Below are 19,812 nucleotides of genomic sequence, written 5' to 3' on the forward strand. Positions count from 1 at the left end.
GGGAGAGGAGGCGGGCGTCGCTCAGGCGCGCCGGTCCTCGCAACCGTCCGGCCGGTGGAACCGCGCGAAGCGCTGCGCCAGCACCGGCAGGACCGTGAGGTTCAGGAGCGTCGAGCTGGCGAGACCGCCGAGGATCACGATCGCCATCGGACCCTCGATCTCGCGACCGGGCTCGCCGGCGCCGAGCGCGAGCGGCAGGAGACCGAGGCCGGTGACCAGGGAGGTCATCAGGATCGGCACGAGGCGGTCGGCGGCGCCCTCGATCGCCGTGGCGGCGCCCCAGGGCCGGCCCTCGACGAGGACGAGGTGCTCGTAATGCGCGACCATCATGATCGTGTTGCGCAGCGAGATGCCGAACAGCGTGACGAAGCCGACGACGACCCCGAGGGAGACGAGGCCGCCGGTCGCGGCCACCGCCAGCACGCCGCCGACGAAGGCGAAGGGCAGGTTGACGAGGATCAGCGCTAGGTTGGCGGGCGACCCGGTGACGACCGCGAGCAGCAGCAGGATCCCGATCCCGGACAGCCCGGCATAGAGCGCGAGGTCGCGGCGGGCCTGTGCCTGCGCCTCCGCCGCTCCCCCGACGCCGACATAGACGCCCGGCGGCAGCTTCACTTCGCGGGCGATCTTGCGCTTCACGGCCTCGGTGAACGAGGCGACGTCCCGGCCCTCGACGTTCGCGGTCACCACCCGCACCCGCCGGGCCCCGTGATGGGCGACGGCGTAGCGCCCGACCGTCTCGTAGACGTCGGCGACCTGCGACAGGCGGATGATGCTGCCCCCGGGGGTGCGAAGCGGCAGGTCGCCGAGGCTCGACAGCCGCGAGCGGGCGGCCGGATCGAGGACGACCACGACGTTGAACACCGCGTTGCCCTCGTAGGACTGGCCGACCGTGTCGCCCTGGAAGGCGGTGCGGGCGAGCTCCAGCACCTCGATCGCGTCGAGGCCCCAGTGGCGCAGGTCGGCGGGGCGCAGGGAGAGGTTGATCTGCGGCAGGCCGGCCGGCGAGCGGAGCTGGATGCCGACGGCACCCCGGACCTCCGCGAGCTCCCGGGCCACGTCCCGGGCCGCCGCCTCGATCCGGTCGAGGTCGGTCCCGTAGACGCTCACCACCACCGGGGCGGTGAAGCCCGACACCACCTCCTCGATGCGCTCGGTGAGGAAGGTCTTGAGCGAGAAGGTCGCGCCGGGCGTCGCCGCCATCAGCGCGCGGATCGCGGCCTCGGCCCGCTCCTGGGCCTGCCCGTCGAGATCCGGCGCGAGGTCGATGTGGATCTCGCTCTCGTGCGTCCCGCCGAGGTCGTAGCCGGCTTCCGCCCGGCCGACCTGCTGGGCGACGGCCCGCACCTCGGGGATCGCCTTCAAGCCCGCCGTGACGTGGCCGCCGAGCCGCAGGGTCTCCTGCAGGGAGGTGCCCGGGGCGGTCGCCATGTGCAGGATGAAGTGCCCCTCCTTGAGGTCGGGCAGGAAGGCGCCGCCGAAGGACGGCACCGGCACGGCGCTGGCGAGGACCGCGAGGAGCCCCGCCGCGGCGACGAGGGCCGGGTGCCGCGCCAGGGCCCGCAGCAGCCGGACATAGGCGCCGCGCACCGCCCGGGCGACCGGCGGCTCCCGCGCCGGCAGGGTCTTGCGCGGCTGGGTCCCGTCCGGCGGGGTTTTGCGCCCCGCGAGCAGCAGGCGCGCCAGGGCCGGGGTGACGGTGAGCGCCACCACCAGGGAGGCCAGGACCGCCAGGATGTAGGCGAGCGCCAGGGGCCCGAAGAGGCGGCCGGGCACGCCGGTGAGCGCCAGCACCGGCAGGAACACCAGCAGCACCGCGAAGGTCGCGTAGGCGACCGAGACCCGGACCTCCAGGATGGCGTCGAGCACCACCCCGGCCTCCGGTCGGGGCGCGGCGAGGCGCCGGTTCTCCCGCAGGCGGCGCATCGCGTTCTCGACGCCGATCACCGCGTCGTCCACCACCTCGCCGATCGCGATGGCGAGCCCGCCCAGCGTCATCGTGTTGAGGCTGAGGCCGAAGGCGCCGAGCACCAGGACCGCGCCGATGAGCGAGAGCGGGATCGCCGTCGCGCTGATCAGCGCCGTGCGCCAGTCGAACAGGAAGACCACCAGGACCGCGACGACGAGGATCCCGCCGAGCGCCAGGGCCTGGAGGACATGGCCGGTGGCCTGGGCGACGAATTCGGCCGGGCGGAAGAGGTCGTCGCGCAGGACGATGCCGTCCTTGGCAAGCCCGGGCCGCAGCTCGGCGAGGGCCGCCTCGACCCCGGCCGCGGCCTCGACGGTGTTGGCGCCGTATTGCGCACCGATCATCATCAGGACGCCCGGCTTGCCGTCGACCAGGGCGGCGCTGATCGCCGGCTCCGGGCCGTCCACCACGTCGGCGACGTCGCCCAGCACCACGCTGGCGCCGCCCTCGTTGATCAGCACCGTGCGGGCGACCGCCGCCGGCGTCACCGACTGCCCTTCGGTCTGCAGGGTGATGCGCTGGTTGACCGTGTCGATGAAGCCGGCGCCGCGCACGCCCGTCGCCTTGCGGCCGGCGGCGAGAACGTCGGCGAGCCCGATGCGGAAGCGGACGAGGTCCTGCGGCCGGACCTGGATGCGGATCGAGCGGACGTCGCCGCCATAGACCAGCACCTCGCCGACCCCCGGCACGGCGAGCAGGCGCAGGCGCACCCGCCAGTCGGCGACGGTCCGCAGGTCCATGAGGGAGCGCGAGTCCGAGGTCAGCCCGGCGAGCAGGATCGCGCTCGTCGAGGAGGTGAGCGCCGTCATCGTCGGCGCGGCCACGCCCTGCGGCAGCCGCCCGGCGACGCCCGCCAGCCGCTCGCCGACGAGCTGGCGCGCCCGATGGATGTCGGTGCCGGCGCGGAACGTCGCGGTCACCACCGAGACGCCCTGGATCGCGTTCGACCGCAGGCTCGCGAGGCCGGGCAGGCCGTTGACGGCGCCCTCGACGGCCTGGGTGACCAGCACCTCGACCTGCTCGGGGTTGAGGCCGGGCGCCTCGGTCTGCACCGTGACGCTGGGCGGGGCGAATTCCGGGAAGACGTCGTACTTGGCTGAAGTCAGGGCGGCCAGACCGTAGACGACGAGGGCCAGCGCCAGGGCGACGACGATCCCCGGCCGGCGCACGGCGAACCGCACCAGGGCCGCCTGCAGGCCGGACGGGCCGGCGGGGGCCGGAGGCGGCGCGGCCGCGTTCGGATCCGTCATGGTCGCTCGGTCGGGGTCATTCGGACGCCGTCGGGTTCGTCGGACCGCGCATCAATCGTCGTCGGCATCGCCGGAGGCCTGGACCTGGCCCTTCAGCTCCTCGGTGAGCACGACCTGCGGCCCGGTCACGACGATGTCGATCTCCCCGTCGAGGTCGTCGACCACGTAGCGGTCGGCGGAGACCGCCGCGTCCGGCTTGAGGGGATGGCGGACGAAGGCGTCGGGTCCGATGCGGCGGTAGATCCAGGCGCGCCCCTGCCAGTGGACCACCGCGCTCTCGGGCACGGCGATCCCGACCGCCTCCTGCGGCGAGGTCAGGAAGGCCTGCACGCTCATGCCGGGCAGGAGGCCGCTGTCGCCGGCGGCGAGGTAGAGGTAGCCGAGGCCCTGGATGCGCTGGTCGGCCCGGGTCGCCGGCGAGACGAGGCGCAGGGGCACCCGCTCGCTCTGGGGCGGCACCTCGGCGGAGGCGTCGGCCGGGGGCGGCTTTGGCGCCTCGCCGGAGGGCAGCGTGACCTGCACCAGGAGGTCGGCGCGTTCGATCAGCCGGGTGACGAGGGGCGCCCGCTCGACGACGGCCCGGCCCAGCACCGGCCCCCATTCCTGCTGCGCCGTGGCGGCGATGGTCCGCACCTGCGACTCGGCGGCCGCGACCGCCGCCTCGTCGGTGGCGGCGGTACCCTCGACCGTCTCGCGCTGGGCGCCCGACACGACCGTGGTGCCGAGGGTGCGCGCCCGGCGCAGGGCCCCGGCCGAGACCTCCGCCCGCGCCCTGGCGGTGCGCAGGGCGGCGACCGCCCCGGCGTAGCTGTTGGTCAGGTCGGTGACGCGGGCCGGATCGAGCACGCTGCCATAGGCCGGGATCTCGATCCGGTGCGGCTGCCGCGCGAGGCGGGCGGTGGCGATCCCGATGCGGGCCCGCTCCTCGGGGGTCAGCCGCACGACGACGCGGCCGCCCTCGGACGACACGCGCGCCGGCCCCTGGCCCTGCGCCGGCACGACCCCGCCGCCCACGCACAAAGCCAGCACCGCGGACCGCATCGCCCGTCGCATCGTCGCGCCTCTCCCGTCCCGGCTCCGCTTCTAAGCAGACTTGGCTTCGCAGGCCAACGCTTCGTCGGCTTTGAACCTTGTTGTGTCGCAGACTTTTGCCGCAAGACCGCCGGCCGCTTTTTGCGGAGTCTGCCCGGTGCGGATTCCAGGCCGGGGCAGGGTGGCGCCTCAGGGAACGGGCTCGGGGTTGGACCTCGCGCCCGGCGTCACCGACCGCTCGACCCACGCATCCAGGAGGAGGTGCGGCAGCGTCAGGGCGGCGAGGAGCTGGAGGGTCAGGGCGAGCAGCCGCTCGGGACCGGGCGCCTGCGGGTAGGTCGGCCAGAGGAGGAGGCCGACGAGGAGCGTGAGCCCGAAGACCGGCAGCGCCAGCACGACCGCCCGACCCATCCGGTCGACGGCCGGGGCGCGGGTGGGGTCGCCGGCGAGCGCCCGCATGTGGCGCGGCGCGTGCAGGCAGACGAAGTAGAGCCCGAAGGCGCTGAGCGGCGGCAGGACCAGGAAGGCGAGGGCGAGACCGGCGAGCTCGCGGAGAAGCCGGGGCGCCGGCCGCGCCGCGAGGAGCCAGACGAGCGCGAGGCAAAGCCAGGCCCGGGCGAAGAACCCCCACCAGCCCGGCAGCACAGGCATCGCGGTGTCGGTCACGACCGCGAAAATGCGGGCAGTGGCCTCGGGCCGGGCCAGTGCCGGGAGCGCGATCGGCAGGCCGCCGCGCACCAGGGCCTCGACCGGGCGGCCCGGCCCGGCATCCTCGCGGCCGAAATGCAGGACCGAGAGGGCGAGGAATCCCGCCAGGGTCGCCTCGGGGGCGAGCCGCCAGGCGACCAGCACCGCGGCGGTGAGCGCGAGATAGGGCGCGGCGAAGACCGGGAACCAGGCCCGCCCGAAGCGCGGGCGCAGGAGCGGCTTGGCCACCTCGCCGTCGAGGGCGCCGTGCGGCACCCCGAGTCCGATGACGAGGACCAGCACGGCGAGCCAGCCCGCCTCCTGCGGCAGCAGGGCGGTCGCGGCGAGGAGGAGGGCGGCGGCGGGGAGCAGGCAGGACGCCGCCCCCCGCCAGGCGGCGGGCCGCGGCACCGGGGCGCCGGCCACCGCCGGGATCGGGGAGGGCCGGCGCATCGCGTCCGCCTACTCGGCCGCCGCGAGGTGGGGACGCACCGGGGCGGCCTTGCCCTCGGCGAGGTCGCGCTCGACGCGCTTGGCGGTCTGGACGGTGGCCATCAGGCCGTAGACGACCTTGGCCACGAGATCGAGCACCGCGATGATGCCGAGGCCGAGCGCCGGCCCGAGCAGGCCGAGCCCGTCGTCGCCGAACAGCAGCACGACCGGGTAGGCGAGCCAGATCACCGACAGGAACACGGCGTTGCGCAGGAAGTCGGCCCGGGTGTCGTCCCGCTCGTGGGCGTTCTCCTCGCGCAGCTGCACGAAGATCCCGTAATAGACCGCCAGGAAGGCGCCGCAGGAGATGGCGAACCAGGTCCATTTGAGCCACGCCACCTGGCTGAGGCCGAAGACCAGCGCGGTGACGATCATGATCAGGTCGGAGCCGATCATCCCGCCGACGACCGCGCGGCGGCGCATCCCGCTATGCATCGCGGTATTGGCGAGGCCGAGCAGCAGGAGCGGCGTCGTGAACGACCAGTCGATGTAGCGCGCGAAGTAGAACGCCCGCGTGGCCGTGCCGGCATCCGGCCCGGCCGGCAGGAGGATGCTGCCCTGGCCGGTCGCCATCGCGAAGTACGAGCAGGCGGCGATGATCGGCACCAGGCCGTGGATGATGGTATCGGCCTCCTCGGCCGGGGTGCGCCGCTTGCCGATGAACAGGATCAGGGCGGCGCCGATGCTCATGCCGGCGAAGCCGACCCAGAGCCAGAATTGCGGTGACATCAGTTCGTCCGTTGCTCGAAAAGCCAGCCCCATCGCAACGGTCCCGAGCGGACAGCAGCAAGGCGGCACGGAAACACAGCATCGGTCGTGAAGTTCCGCACGGTGAGAACGCAAATCTGACGCAGAACTGCGGAATTTCTGATTGATCGATTACGAATAATCTAATTCTTGACCGAATGTTTCCATCCGGTTTCCAGCGGCACGGGTCGCCGTCTCACGCTCTGTTCGATCGATCGCAACGACGCCGGAAGACTTTGGACGATGCGCGGGACGAACGGGAACCGCCCGGTGCGGCGCCCCGATCATGTACGGAGCATCAGTATTCGCGCGGCTCGGGAGCGACCTCTCGCGAGCCGAGGCACCGGAACGCACGCCTCGACGGCGGAGGGCCTCGCGGCCGGTCGTCACCCGCGGCGCTTGTCGCGCACCGCCTCCTTGGTGCGGACGAGGGCGGCCTCCGCCGATTTCACGTCGCGCTGCGCGACCAGGACGAAGATCGCGTCGAGGATGTTGAGCTGGGCGATGCGCGCCGCGGCGTTCTCGCCCAGCAGCGGCGAGCCGCGGGCCGTCGAGCACAGCACCACGTCGGCGGCCTCGGCGAGCGGCGAATGCGAGTAGTTGGTGATCGCGATGGTGCGCGCGCCCCGGCGCCGGGCGATCTGGAGCGCCTCCAGCGTCACCAGGGTCGCCCCCGAATGCGAGAAGCCGATCGCCACGTCCCGGGTGCCGAGCAGCGCGGCCGACATCGCCATCATGTGGGCGTCGTCGTAGACCGAGGCGTGGATGCCGATGCGCAGGAACTTGTGGGCGACGTCGCGGGCGATCTGGGCCGAGCCGCCGACACCGTAGAGGTCGCGCCGGCGGGCGTCGGCGATGAAGTCGGCCGCGCGCTCGAAGGCGGCGACGTCGGCGATGGCGAGCGTCTCCTCCAGCGCCTGGATCGAGGCCCGGAAGACCTTGCTGACGATCTCGGCGCCCGAATCGTCGGGCGAGAGCTCGTCGTGCATCTCGGCGTCCGAGACGCGGACGTAGTCGGCGACGTTCTGGCGGAAGTCGCGGTAGCCGGAGAAGCCCAGCTTCTTGGCGATCTTGACCACCATCGCCTCCGAGACCCCGGCGGTCTCGGCCACGTCCTTGAGGGCGGTCTCGACGCTGAAATCGCGCCGGCCGAACACGCTGTCGACGACCTTCGCCTCGAGCGGCGTCAGGTTCGGTCGCATCATGCGGATCCGCGGCCCGACCGACTTCGGATCCATCACCTCGTTCATCGGGTCCGTCTCCTTGCCGGATGCACTGCTTTAATACCCTCGTGCCTCGGCATCGATGCCCATTCGGCCTAGCCTCGCGCCGTCGAACGGACCCGTTCAAAGGCGCGGCGGAATCACAGCCTGCTCGCCTTGAACCGAAACCTTTGTCCCACTCTAGACCTCATCCTGAGGTTTTAGTCCATCAAGGATGGACTGACCTCGAAGGAGACCTCCAGATAGCGATGAGATCCCTGGAGCCCTCCTTCGAGGTCAGTCGATCACAGATCGACTGACACCTCAGGATGAGGTTGTGCATGGGAAAGAAAAGTATTGCGCGACATGAATTATCTCCATCAAACAGGCTCCCACATCTCAGGATGAGGGTGCGAGTGGAATGAGAGCGTTTGCTCCAGTCGAACGCTCCCTCAGACGACCCCCTTGCGCAGGATGAAGCAGCCATACGGGCCGGGATCGGAGGTGCGCACCACCGCGAAGGCCTGCCGGGCGGCGGCGTAGAAGTCGAACCGCTCCAGGGCCTCGACGAGGACCGGGCGGCCCTCGGCGCGGTCGGCGGCCTCCTGCATCCGCTCGTGGGCGGGCATCAGCCGGTCCGGGTCGCCGACCACCTTCATCCGCTTCACGGGCGCCGGCACGAAGGTGTCGAGCGGCATCACCGACAGGATCGCCTCCGCGGCGCGGGGGAGATCGCAGCCGGCCATGTCGATGACGCGGCCGTGGACGGTGTGGCGGGCGATGCTGGCGGCGGGGTGGTTGACGTCGCAGATCAGGAGATCGTCGCCGTGCCCCATCGCCATCAGCATGCCGAGCATCTCGGCCGACAAGGCCCGGTCCAGTCCCTTGAGCATCTTCGTCCTCTCGAACGGTACGGAGGCGCGCCGCGTCAAGCTTGCGGCGGCGCGGGGCGCAGCACCGGCGCGCGCAAGCCGGCGAGCAGCGGACGCAGCTGGTCGCGCACCGCCGCGATCAGGCTGACCGAGAGCAGGATCCCGCCCCAGACCGCCAGCGTCAGGAACTGGCTGAGATCGAGGAGGACGCAGGCCGTCGAGATCAGCTGAAGCACGACCAGGGCCAGGACCAGCCCGCCGACCCGGCCGAAGCCGCCCGTCGGCGAGATGCCGCCGAGCACGCAGGCCAGGATCGTGACGAGGAGGTAGCTCTCGCCGTAGGCCGCGTTGGCGGAGTTGAAGCGCGCCATCATGACGAACCCGGCGGTCGCCGCGACGAGCGAGGTCAGGACGTAGATGCGCAGCAACGCCGCCCGCGTGTCGATGCCGGAGAAGCGCACCGCCTGCTGGTTCGAGCCCATCAGGGTCAGCACCACGCCGAACGGCGTGCGGGTGAGCAGGATGCCGAGGGTGAGCGCGACGAGCCCGAGCAGCAGGAGCGGCGTCGGGACGCCGAGCACCGAGCCGCTGCCGATGAACAGGATGGCGGGCGGGAAGTCGGAGACGACGCTGCCGCGGGTGAGCCCGATCGCCAGGCCCTTGACCAGCGTCATGGTCCCGAGGGTCGCCAGGATCGGCGAGACGCGCAGGTAGCCGATCAGGGTGCCGTTGAGGAGACCGACGAGGGCTGCCGCCGCGAGCCCCGCCACGAGCGCCCCCGCCTCGTACGCGACGAGGAGGGCGCCGCCCGCGCCGTCGGGGGCGGATTTCAGCACCGCGGCCGCCGCGAGCGCGGCGAGGTTCGCGGTCGCGATGATCGACAGATCGAGGCCGCCGGAGAGCAGCGTCACCATCATGGCGAGCGACAGGAGGCCGAGCTCGGGCAGCTGGAAGGCCATCGAGCGCAGGCCCGCCGGGGCGAAGAGCCGGTCGCCGACGAGCGGCGCGACGGCGAGGCACAGGACGGCCAGGAGGCCCAGCAGCCGCAGGTTGGTGCGGCCGACGGTTCGCAGGAGGAAGTCCGGCATCAGGCGAGCCCCGGGGAATCGTGCCAGCGGCGGCGGGCGCGGGCCGCCATGCCGGCGACGGCGGCGACGATGACGAGGCCGGTGAAGAAGTCCGTCCAGTAGGACGACACGCCGAGCAGCGCGAGGCCGTTCTTCATGATGACGACGAGGGCGAGGCCGAGGATCGCGCCGAGGACCGAGCCGTGGCCGCCGTCGAGGCTCGCCCCGCCGAGCACGGCGGCGGCCACGACCTCGAGCTCGCGCCCGACCAGCGCGGTGGGCGACACCGACTGGGTGTACTGGGCCTGGACCAGGGAGGCGAGGCCGGCGACGAGGCCCATATAGCCGTAGACGAGCAGATTGAGGCGGGTCGTGCCGAAGCCGACGCGCCGGGCCGCCTCCGGGTTGCCGCCGAGCGCGAAGACCTGCCGGCCGAAATGGGTCCGGTTGAGCAGGAACCAGGCGCTCGCGAAGGCGAGCACCAGCGCCCAGATCTGCAGGCTGATCGCGTAGACGTTGCCCTTGGCGTCGGTGGTGACGAAGAGGTCGACCGGGTCGCCGAACCAGGCCGGCAGGGTGAAGATGTCCTGGCCCCGGGTTACGGTGAGCAGGATGCCGTAGATCACGCTCTGCGTGGCGATGGTGACGATGATGCTGGCGATGCCGAGCGTGCTCACCAGGAAGCCGTTGACGAGGCCGAGAGCGAGCCCGATCCCGCCGGCGATGGCGACGATCTCGCCCCAACCGGCCCCGCTCGCGTTGGCGACGGTGAGCGCGGCGTATTGCGCCACCGAGGCGACCGCCGCGAACGAGATGTCGATGCCGCCGGCGATCAGGACGACGAGCAGCCCCGAGACCAGGATGCCGTTGAACGCCGTCGCGTTCAGCATCTCCAGGACGTTCTGGACGCTCAGAAAGTTCGGCCTGAGCGCGGTCAGCACCACGACCATGCCGAGGACGACGAGCCCGAGCCAGAGTTCCTGCGGCGCGCGCCCGCCGCGCGTTGCGTTACGCATGGACCATCCTCCTCAAGTCGGGCTCGGCGACGTGATGCGCCATGACCTCGCCGGTCAGCCGGCCGTCCCGCATCACCAGGATCCGGTCGCAATGGTAGAGGACCTCGGGGATCTCGTCGGAGATCATGATGACGGCGAGCCCCTGCGCCGCGAGGTCCTTCACGAGCTGGTAGATGCCGTCCTTGCCGTGCAGGTCGACGCCGACCGTCGGGCTGTCGAGGATCAGCACGCGGGGCTTGGTGGCGAGCCACTTGGCGATCACCACCCGCTGCTGGTTGCCGCCCGAGAGCGTCCTCACCGGATCGTCCGGGGTGCCGATCTTGATCGCGAGGTCGCGGATCCAGTCGCGGATCAGGCCGGCCTCGCGGCGCCGCCGCAGGAGGCCGAGGCGGTCCTTCAGCGTGTCGAGCACCGTGACCGTGACGTTGGCGCCGATCGACTGCTCGAGGACGAGCGACAGGGACAGCCGGTCCTCCGGCACGTAGGCGATGCCGCGCGCGATGGCGTCGCGGTTGGAGCGAAACGTCACCGGCTCGCCGTCGATCCGGATGCTGCCGGCATCCGGCGCGTTCATGCCGAAGAGCGACAGCGCCAGCTCGGTCCGGCCGGAGCCGAGGAGGCCGGTCAGGCCGAGGATCTCGCCGGGATAGAGCGCGAAGCCGACATCCCGGTACTCGCCCGCCTTGCACAGGCCCTCGACGGAAAGGACCGGACGCTCGCGCGGGACCGCGCGGTCCCGGGTCTCGTAGGTGAAGGACTTGCCGGACATCAGCACGGCGAGGCGCTGCTCTGTCATGTCCTTGGCGTCGTAGGTGCCGAGCTTCACGCCGTCGCGGATCACCGTGACCCGCTCGGCGATCTCCAGCACCTCGTCGAAGCGGTGGCTGACGAACAGCACGCTGATGTCGCGGCGCTTCAGCTCCAGGGTCAGCGCCAGCAGCGCGTCGACCTCGTGGCGGGTCAGCGAGGCGGTCGGCTCGTCCATGATCACGAGCTTGGCATCCGCGGCGATCGCCCGGCAGATCGCCACGAGCTGGCGGTTGGCGATCGACAGGTGCGACACGCGCTCGTCGAGGTCGAGCGCGACGCCGATGCGCTGCATCGCCGCCTCGGCGACCTTCCGCATCGTCTTGCGCTTCACGAGCCCGGCAAGGCCGCGATGCTGCGCGATGGCGATGTTCTCGGCGACCGTGAGGTTCGGGAACAGCGACAGGTCCTGGTAGATCACCTGGACGCCGAGCGCGCTGCTCTCGACGGGCGTGAGCCGGGCGTGCTCGCGCCCCTCGACCACGATGCGGGCGCCGGGATCGGGATCCTGCACGCCCGAGATGATCTTGATCATCGTGGACTTGCCCGAGCCGTTGCCGCCGACGAGGCAATGGATCTCGCCGCGCGCAAGGTCGAAGTCGAGGTTCGACAGGGCCTGGACCCCGCCGAAGCGCTTCGACACGCCCCGCATTTCCAGGAACATCATGGTTGGGGTCCGTGATTGCGGGGCTGGTCGGAGATGAAGAGGCGCTGGCAATCTCCTCTCCCCGCGGGCGGGGAGAGGGCTGTGTTCCCGTTCAGGGAACGCAGCGAGGCGTCAGCCGAGGGTGAGGGGGTGGTGCCGGAGGAGTCACGATCGGCACTTCCCACTCACCCTCGCTCCGGCATTCGCCTGCGCTCGCTTCATCGACGACAAGGTCGATGAAGCCCTCTCCCCGCCCGCGGGGAGAGGGGAAAATCCGCGCCTTACTTTCCCGCGCAGATCCCACTGCAATCATGCGCAATCCGTGCCGGGAAGCAGCTCAGAGCCCCATCTTCACCAGGTCGCCCACCGTCGTCTTGTTGATCGTGAGCACGCGGTCGACCTGGATCACCCGGTTCGCCTCGTCGACCGTGGCGGGTCCGAGCGTCGGGATCTCGATGCCGGTCTTGATCGGCGTGCCGTCGAGGACCATCCGGGCGACCGCGACCATGCCGTAGCCGGCATCCTTGGGGTTCCACAGGAAGCCCTCGCGGATCGCGCCGCTCATCAGCAGGGCCTGGGCCTGGGCGGGAATCATCGTGCCGACGACCGCGACCTTCTTCTCCAGGCGGCGCTGCTTGATCACGTTGCCGGCGCCGATCGGTCCGTTCGAGCCCATCGAGACGATGCCGCGCACGTCCGGGTAGGTCTGCAGCACCTGCTGGGTCACCCGCGAGGATTCGTCGATCAGGTCGGCGCCGGGGAAGCGGTCGGCGACCATCCGCATCTTGGGGTAGTGCGCCTTCTGGTAGGCGATGGCGGCATCGGCCCATGAGTTGTGGCCCGGGGTCGTCAGCGTGCCGACCAGGACGACGTAGTCGCCCTCCTCGCCCATCTCGCGGGCGAGCGCCTTCATCTGCATCTCGCCGTAGTTCTTGGCGCTGATCAGCTCGAGGTCCCAGGTCTTGCCGTCCTGGTTCTCGCCTTCCTGCGTGATGACGACGATGCCGGCGTCGCGCGCGCGCTTCACGGCCTGGGCGGTCACCTTCACGTCGAGGGGCACGAGGCCGATCACGTCGACCTTCTTGGCGATCAGGTCGTCGATGAGCTTGACCTGCTGGGCCGGATCGACCTGGGCCGGGCCGACCATCGTGGTGGTGATGTTGAACTGCTTGCCGGCGGCCTCGAGCCCCTGGTTGAGGATGTTGAACCAGGGCACGCTGGCCGCCTTCACCACCGTCGCCATCGTCTTGGGCGCGGCCGCGAAGGACCGGGTCGCCTGGAGCGGCCCGGCGAGCGCCAGGCCACCGAGCATCTTGAGAGTGGTGCGTCGATCCATGGTGCGTTCCCCAACCCCGTTGCGACCGGTCGTGACAGGTTCGCGTTATTTACTGCAACACAGGTATGCGTGAAGCGTGGGACGTGTCAAGCATCGACCGGTCCACGCCGCCGAAGTGCGATTGCTGCGACGCACCATGGCGAGAGGCGCGAGGCAGGACCGCGATTCGATATTTCGTCACTTTACAAATTTACATCAATCCGTGATGTTGCGGCCAGACACAGGAGACTCGCCGGTGACATCCGCCCCCGTGCGCTTCGCGACGCGCCTGAACTCGTTCGCCTCGCAGCCCGACGCCTTCTGGCTCAAGGGCCACGGCAAGCCGAGCCCGCTGGAGATGGCGGCCCGCGCCGCGACGGCGCGCGGCCTGACCGACGTCGACCTGAACTTTCCCGATCACCTCGGGCCCGACCCGCGGGCGACCGGCAACGCGATCCGCGACCTCGGCCTGACCGTGAACGGCCTGGCGATGCGCTACTACTCGAACCCGGCCTTCAAGATCGGCGCCTTCACCAACCCCGATCCGGCGGTGCGGCGCGAGGCGATCGACCTGACGAAGCGCGGCATCGACGCGGGCCGCGAGGCCGGCTGCAACCTGATGACCCTGTGGCTCGGCCAGGACGGCTTCGACTACGCCTTCCAGGCCGACTACGCCAAGCTCTGGGCCGACGAGATCGACGGCATCCGCGAGGTCGCGCTGCACGATCCCGAGTGCCTGATCAGCATCGAGTACAAGCCGAACGAGCCGCGCTCCTACAGCCTGCTGCCCGACTGCGCGACGACCCTGTTGGCGCTGAAGGAGATCGACCTGCCGAATCTCGGCGTCACGCTCGACTTCGCGCACGTCCTCTACGCCGACGAGCAGCCGGCCTTCGTGGCGGCGCTGATCGGCCGGCACAGCCGCATCCTCGGCCTGCACCTCAACGACGGCTACGCCAAGCGCGACGACGGGCTGATGGTCGGTGCGGTCCACCCGGTCCAGACGATCGAGCTCCTGCGGCAGGTCCGCAAGGACGGCTTCCACGGGCCGATCTACTTCGACACCTTCCCGGACCTGACCGGCCTCGACCCGGTGGCCGAGTGCGAGGCCAACATCGCCACCGTGACGGCGATGCTCGGCGTCGTCGACAAACTCGAGGGCGACAACGAGCTGAGCGCGGCGATCGCCCGCCAGGACGCGGTCGCGAGCCAGAACCTCGTCCGCAAGGCGATGCTCGGCCGCTGAAACGGGCCCGTACCCGGTCGCACCCGTCGAGAACACGAGGAGGAACGCCATGAAGTCGCTGCTGCTGTCCGGGTTCATGCTGCTCGCCGCCACGGTCGTGCAGTCGCAGGAGCTGAAGCCGCTGAACCCGGATACCGAGACGGACCGGATCGACTGGAGCCAGCTGGCCACGAAGCTCGGCCCGATGCCCAAGCCCGCGGCCGGCACCCGCGTCGGGGCGGTGTCGAAGACCCTGACCAACGAGTATTGGCGCCTCCTCGGCGAGGGCTACCAGTCGCTGGGCAAGACGCTCGGCGTGAAGGTCGCCTACCAGGCGGCCCAGAACGAGGGCGACCAGGTCGGCCAGCTGTCGATCGCCGAGACGATGATCGCGCAAGGCGTCAACGTGCTGCTGGTCTCGCCGCAGACCAACGCCAACCTCGAGCCGATCCTCGGCGAGGCCAAGCAGGCCGGCATCCCGGTCGTCAACGTCAACGACGCGGTGATCCCGCTGGCGCCGCACTACGTCGGCAACGTGCAGCGCGACAACGGCGTGCGCGTCGCCCGCTGGTTCATCGCCAACCGTCCGGACGGCGGCAAGCTCGCTGTCATCGAGGGCCAGGCCGGCGTCTTCGCCGCGACCCAGCGCACCGCCGGCTTCAAGGCGACCATCGCGGCGGAGGGCGGCAAGCTCAAGGTCGTGGCCAGCGTGCCGGGCAACTGGGATCGCCAGCTCTCCTACGACGCCGCCACCACGCTGCTGCAGCAGCACCCCGACCTCGTCGGCTTCTACTGCAACAACGACACGATGGCGCTCGGCGTCGTCGAGGCGGTGAAGAACGCAGGCCTCCTCGGCAAGGTCGCGGTGTTCGGTACCGACGGCATCACCGATGCCCACGCGTCGATCCGCGCGGGCGAGCTGACCGGCACCGTCGACAGCTTCCCGGTGCTGACCGGCGAGGTCGCCCTGGAGGCGGCCCTGCGCATCCTCGCCAAGGAGCCGGTCCCGCGGGTCGTCGCGACCCCGCAGGCCCTGATCACCAAGGACAACATCGAGCGCTACAAGGGCAAGGGCGCCGACCTGCGGGCGGTGCTCGAGGAGGACGTCCGGTCGGGGAAGTAACCGAGAGCTCGGCCCCCTGACCGTTGAGGTTCGCCCCTGGCAGGGCCGATCGGACGGATCGGGAGCCTGTGCGACCGAACGCAGAGGCCTCGTGCGATACGGTCCATCCCGCCCTCAACCTCATCCTGAGGTGCGACCATCGGGAGCCTCGAAGGAGGGCTCCAGGGGTCGCACGGGTTTCTGGAGCCCTCCTTCGGGGTTAGTCGATCTTCAATCGACTAGAGAACTTCACGATCGCGTTGCAATCGCGAAGCTCTCTAAGTCACTGTTTTGTCGCATTTTCTGCGACGAACCGGTTTCAACTTCGTCGGAAAATGCTCTAACACCTCAGGATGCTGTGAGTGGACAGGATATCTCAAGTCAGATTTCAATTTTAAGAAAATCGATCTGCTCGATCAGGCTCCTGGGATGAGGCCGCGGTCGGGAGATCCTCGTGGCTTCGGTCGAACGGGCCCTCCGACCGCCCAACGCCCTTCGGAACAGTCCCGCCCCGGCCTCCGCCATCTCTCCAACCCCGGTCACGCCATGGCATCCGACGCCCCCTCGCGCCTCCACATCCAGGGCCTTACCAAGCGCTTCCCGGGCGTCGTCGCGCTCGGCGAGATGTCGCTTCGGGTCCGGCCGGGGGAGGTCCACGCGCTGCTCGGCGAGAACGGAGCCGGCAAGTCGACGCTGATGCGGATCCTGTCGGGCGTGCTCCGGCCCGACGAGGGGACCATCGCGGTGGACGGGGAGGAGCTGACCCTGCGCTCGCCCCTTGCGGCCCGCCGCGCCGGCATCGCGATGATCCACCAGGAGCTGCAACAGGTCCCCGAGCTGACCGTGGCGCAGAACATGTTCCTGGGTCGCGCCTTGCGCCGGGGCGGACTGTTCGTCGACCGCGCCCGGCAGGAAGCGCTCGCCGCCGAGGCCCTGGCGCCGCTCGATTCCGCGATCCGCCCGGACGCGCCGATCCGCAGCCTCCGGGTGGCGCAGCGCCAGATCGTCGAGATCGCCCGCGCGCTCCTCGACAACGCGCGCATCATCGCGATGGACGAGCCGACCTCGAGCCTGACGCCGAGCGAGTTCGAGCGCCTGGCCGCCGTCATCGCCGGGCTCGCCGCCCGGGGCGTCTCGATCATCTACGTCTCGCACAAGATGGACGAGGTGTTCCGGATCTGCAGCCGCGCGACGATCATGCGCGACGGGCGGTTCGTCGCCGATCTCGACCTCGCAGGCACCACCGAGAGTGCCGTCGTCGCCCAGATGGTCGGCCGCGAGCTCGCGGTCGCGCAGCACCGCTCCTCGGTGCGGTCCGAAACCGTCCTGTCGGTGCGCGGCCTGACCGCGGGGACGAAGGTGGTCGATGCGAGCTTCGACCTGCGGCGCGGCGAGGTTTTAGGGATCGCCGGGCTGATCGGCTCCGGCCGCACCGAGCTCTTGCGCCTCATCGCCGGCGCCGATCGGCGCAGCAGCGGCACCGTCACGGTCAACGGCCGGCCGCTCATGCGGGCCGGCACCCGCGCGGCGATCGCCGCCGGCATCGGGCTGGTGCCCGAGGAGCGCAAGCGCGACGGCATCGTGCCTCACCGCTCGATGGTCGCCAACGTCGCCCTGCCGTCGATGCCCCGGTTCGCGCCCCGCGGCATCATCCGCGGGCGCAGGCTCCGGGCCGAGGCCGGACGCCTCCTCGCCGAGGTGAACCTGCGGCCGATGCAGATCGACCGGCCGATCCGCCTGTTCAGCGGCGGCAACCAGCAGAAGGGCATCATCGCCCGCTGGATCGCCGCCGGCACCCAGATCTTGCTCTTCGACGAGCCGACCCGCGGGATCGACATCGGCGCCAAGGCGGAGATCTACGGGCTGATCGAGCGGCTCGCCGCCGAGGGCAAGTCGGTCATCGTCGTCTCCTCGGAGCTGCCCGAGCTGCTGCGCCTCTCCGACCGGGTGCTCGTCATGCGCCAGGGCCGGATCGCCGCCGAGCTTCCGCGCGAGGCGCTGAGCGAGCAGGCGATCGTCGCCCACGCCGTTCCCCAATCCGTCCGCGCCGCCTGATCCTTCGATCCTCCATTCCGCGCCGTCGAGGCCCGCCCATGCTCACCCTGACCGACAAAGCCGCCCCCGCGCCCGGCGCGACGACGCGCTTGCGCGTGCCGTTGCGCGATTTCGGCACCCTGCTCGGCCTCGTGCTGATCGTTCTGGTGTTCGCGGTCGCGGCCCCGGGCTTCCTGACCGAGCGCAACCTCCTCAACATCCTCCAGCAATCGAGCATCAACGCCTGCGTGGCGCTCGGCATGACGCTGGTGATCGTGTCGGGCGGCATTGACCTCTCGGTCGGCCCGGTCGCGGCGCTCTCGGCGGTGCTGTCGGCGAGCCTGATGGTCGCCGGCGTGCCGCCGGTGCTCGCGGTGATGGCCGGGCTGGCGCTCGGTGCGGCGTGCGGCGCGGTCAACGGCGCGCTGATCTGCTTTGGCGGCCTCCAGCCCTTCATCGTCACGCTCGGCACACTGAGCACCTACCGGGCCCTGGCCCTGATCGCGACGGACGGCAACCCGATCTTCGGCGTGCCGCAGAGCTTCCGGGCGCTGGTGAACGGGAACGTCGGCGGACTCCCGATGGCGGTGGTCGTGGTGCTGGTCGTGGCGCTCCTCGCCGGGCTGATCCTGCGCAAGACGCCGTTCGGCGAGTACCTCCTGGCGGTCGGCGGCAACGAGGAGGCCGCCCACATCGCCGGCGTGCCGATCGCCCTCACCAAGATCGGCGCCTACATGCTGTCGGGCCTGCTCGCCGCGCTCGCAGCCATGATCCTCGTCGGCCGCCTCGGCGCCGCCGAGCCGATTCTCGGCAACCTGTGGGAGCTCGAGGCCATCGCGGCGGCGGCGATCGGCGGCGCCTCGCTGATGGGCGGCAAGGGCAGCATCCTCGGCACGCTGCTCGGGGCGGTCATCCTCGGCGCCATGCGCAACGGCCTGACGCTGATGAACGTGCAGGCCTTCTACCAGCTGCTCGCCACCGGCCTCATCATCCTGTTCGCCATGCTGGTCGACCGTTTCGCCCGGGGGCGCGCATGACCACGCTGGACGAGACCTCCCCGGACGTGACCGGGCAGGGGACGCGGCCCGCAATCGTCGTCGTCGGCAGCCTGCACTACGACATCACGGTCGACGCGCCCGACCGCCCCCGCAAGGGCGAGACGGTGACCGGCCGGCGCTGGGCCCCGAAATTCGGCGGCAAGGGCGGCAACCAGGCCGCGGCGGCGCAAGCGCAGGGCGTCGCGACCGCCATGGTCGGCGCGGTCGGCGACGACGATTTCGGCCGCGGGCTGCTCGTCGGCCTCGATCGGGCCGGCGTGGACCGTGCCGCCGTAGCGGTCCTGCCCGGGACCGGCTCGGGCATGAGCGTGGCGATCTTCGACGACGGCGGCGATTACGGCGCGGTCATCGTCTCGGGCGCGAACCTCGCGATCCGGGCCGACCAGATCCCGGACGCCCGCCTCGGGCAGGCGCGGGCGCTGATCCTGCAGAACGAGATCCCGGAGGCGGTCAACGCCGCGGTGGCGCGCCGCGCCCGGCAGCTCGGTCTCGTCACGATCCTCAACGCGGCACCGGCCCGGCCCTTCACGACGGATCTACCCGACCACGTCGACATCCTGGTCGTCAACGCGATCGAGGCCGAGATGCTCGGCGGCGGGACGGTGGAGTCGCTGGAGGACGCCGCGAGGGCCGCCGACATCCTCGCCACCCGCTTCGGCCTCGTCGTGGTGACGGCGGGCGGCGACGGCGTGGCGATGGCGGGCGCCGCCGCGGACCCGGTGGCGCTGCCGGCCCTGCCGATCACCGTCGTCAGCACCCACGGCGCCGGCGACATGTTCGTGGGCACCTTCGCGGCGCACCTCGCCCGGGGCGACGGTCCCGAGGCCGCGTTGCACGCCGCCAACGCGGCCGCCGCGCGCCTGGTCTCGACGCCGGAGCACGCGCGCCCATCGCTCTGAAGGCGCGCCCGACCGGGCATCGGATCCCCGGCGGGGGCCGCCGCCCTGGAATGTCCGAGCGCTCGCGCCGGGCGGGACGCCCCAAAGGAAAGGGGCCCCGGGTCGCGACGACCCGGGGCCCCTTCGTTTCGTCCACCGTGCGGTGCGGGCGGTTGCCCGAGCCGATCAGCGGAGGAGCTGGAGGACCTGCTGGTCGCGCTGGGTGGCGAGCGACAGGGCGGTCTGGGCGAGCTGGCCGCGGGTGTTGAGCGAGCTCAGCTTGGCGCCTTCCTCGTTCAGGTCGGCCAGGGTCAGGTCGCCGGCGCCCGCCTTCAGCGTGTTGACCATCGAGGTCGTGAAGGCCTGGCGCGCCGCCACGATCGCCTGCGTCGAGCCGAGGCCGCTGGCCTCCG

Annotated in this window: 15 protein-coding genes and 2 pseudogenes; 6 read left to right on the forward strand and 11 right to left on the reverse strand. The window is 71.1% G+C overall.

Annotated features, from left to right (window positions below; all coding sequences use genetic code 11):
• Positions 1-21 precede the first annotated feature (21 nt).
• From HPY23_RS12525 to HPY23_RS12570, 10 genes are all read right to left on the reverse strand, one after another.
• On the reverse strand, positions 22-3,219 hold the full coding sequence (locus HPY23_RS12525; RefSeq protein ID WP_091887670.1) for an efflux RND transporter permease subunit: 3,198 nt from the start codon (positions 3,217-3,219) through the stop codon (positions 22-24).
• A gap of 51 nt (positions 3,220-3,270) precedes the next feature.
• Positions 3,271-4,272, reverse strand: a complete 1,002-nt coding sequence (locus HPY23_RS12530) for an efflux RND transporter periplasmic adaptor subunit (protein WP_236013045.1) — start codon at positions 4,270-4,272, stop codon at positions 3,271-3,273.
• Positions 4,273-4,440: 168 nt separating this feature from the next.
• The gene (locus HPY23_RS12535) at positions 4,441-5,391 is read right to left on the reverse strand and encodes a Brp/Blh family beta-carotene 15,15'-dioxygenase (RefSeq protein ID WP_091887666.1); all 951 of its coding nucleotides are present in this window, start codon (positions 5,389-5,391) and stop codon (positions 4,441-4,443) included.
• Positions 5,392-5,400: 9 nt separating this feature from the next.
• On the reverse strand, positions 5,401-6,159 hold the full coding sequence (locus HPY23_RS12540; protein WP_091887664.1) for a bacteriorhodopsin: 759 nt from the start codon (positions 6,157-6,159) through the stop codon (positions 5,401-5,403).
• 404 nt (positions 6,160-6,563) lie between these two features.
• Positions 6,564-7,427: a MurR/RpiR family transcriptional regulator gene (locus tag HPY23_RS12545; protein WP_060850067.1), complete on the reverse strand. Its 864-nt coding sequence runs from the start codon at positions 7,425-7,427 to the stop codon at positions 6,564-6,566.
• A gap of 404 nt (positions 7,428-7,831) precedes the next feature.
• The gene (locus tag HPY23_RS12550; protein WP_091887662.1) at positions 7,832-8,272 is read right to left on the reverse strand and encodes an RbsD/FucU family protein; all 441 of its coding nucleotides are present in this window, start codon (positions 8,270-8,272) and stop codon (positions 7,832-7,834) included.
• Positions 8,273-8,307: 35 nt separating this feature from the next.
• Positions 8,308-9,339 carry an ABC transporter permease gene (locus HPY23_RS12555; RefSeq protein WP_091887660.1) on the reverse strand — a complete coding sequence of 344 codons (1,032 nt, stop codon included), beginning with the start codon at positions 9,337-9,339 and terminating at the stop codon, positions 8,308-8,310.
• Positions 9,339-10,334: an ABC transporter permease gene (locus HPY23_RS12560; RefSeq protein WP_060850070.1), complete on the reverse strand. Its 996-nt coding sequence runs from the start codon at positions 10,332-10,334 to the stop codon at positions 9,339-9,341. Before HPY23_RS12560 ends, HPY23_RS12555 begins: the two co-directional genes overlap by 1 nt.
• The gene (locus HPY23_RS12565) at positions 10,327-11,808 is read right to left on the reverse strand and encodes a sugar ABC transporter ATP-binding protein (RefSeq protein WP_236013046.1); all 1,482 of its coding nucleotides are present in this window, start codon (positions 11,806-11,808) and stop codon (positions 10,327-10,329) included. The genes HPY23_RS12560 and HPY23_RS12565 overlap by 8 nt, the downstream gene beginning before the upstream one ends.
• 316 nt (positions 11,809-12,124) lie before the next feature.
• Complete coding sequence (locus HPY23_RS12570; RefSeq protein WP_091887658.1) at positions 12,125-13,123, reverse strand: substrate-binding domain-containing protein; 999 nt, start codon at positions 13,121-13,123, stop codon at positions 12,125-12,127.
• A gap of 250 nt (positions 13,124-13,373) precedes the next feature.
• Here HPY23_RS12570 and HPY23_RS12575 point away from each other — a divergent pair, with 250 nt between their 5' ends.
• The 6 genes and pseudogenes from HPY23_RS12575 (at position 13,374) to HPY23_RS12595 (ending at position 19,420) form a co-directional block, all read left to right on the forward strand.
• Entirely contained in the window at positions 13,374-14,348 is a 975-nt protein-coding gene (locus tag HPY23_RS12575) for a sugar phosphate isomerase/epimerase family protein (RefSeq protein WP_244537609.1), read from the forward strand.
• Between the two features lie 49 nt (positions 14,349-14,397).
• Complete coding sequence (locus HPY23_RS12580) at positions 14,398-15,450, forward strand: sugar ABC transporter substrate-binding protein (protein WP_091887654.1); 1,053 nt, start codon at positions 14,398-14,400, stop codon at positions 15,448-15,450.
• A gap of 606 nt (positions 15,451-16,056) precedes the next feature.
• A pseudogene (locus tag HPY23_RS34055) lies at positions 16,057-16,485 on the forward strand (ATP-binding cassette domain-containing protein); the annotation flags it as partial.
• A 321-nt stretch (positions 16,486-16,806) separates the two neighbouring features.
• Positions 16,807-17,484 (forward strand): annotated as a pseudogene (locus HPY23_RS34060) (ATP-binding cassette domain-containing protein); the annotation flags it as partial.
• 38 nt (positions 17,485-17,522) lie between these two features.
• Positions 17,523-18,500 (forward strand): ABC transporter permease, encoded by a 978-nt coding sequence (locus HPY23_RS12590; protein ID WP_091887650.1) that lies wholly within the window; start codon positions 17,523-17,525, stop codon positions 18,498-18,500.
• Complete coding sequence (locus tag HPY23_RS12595; RefSeq protein ID WP_091887648.1) at positions 18,497-19,420, forward strand: PfkB family carbohydrate kinase; 924 nt, start codon at positions 18,497-18,499, stop codon at positions 19,418-19,420. Before HPY23_RS12590 ends, HPY23_RS12595 begins: the two co-directional genes overlap by 4 nt.
• A gap of 165 nt (positions 19,421-19,585) precedes the next feature.
• On the opposite strand, the gene HPY23_RS12600 is transcribed toward HPY23_RS12595, so the two are convergent.
• On the reverse strand, positions 19,586-19,812 hold a 227-nt coding region (locus HPY23_RS12600; RefSeq protein ID WP_268927382.1), incomplete at its 5' end, for a flagellin.

This window comes from Methylobacterium ajmalii, from assembly GCF_016613415.1.
Classification (GTDB): domain Bacteria; phylum Pseudomonadota; class Alphaproteobacteria; order Rhizobiales; family Beijerinckiaceae; genus Methylobacterium; species Methylobacterium ajmalii.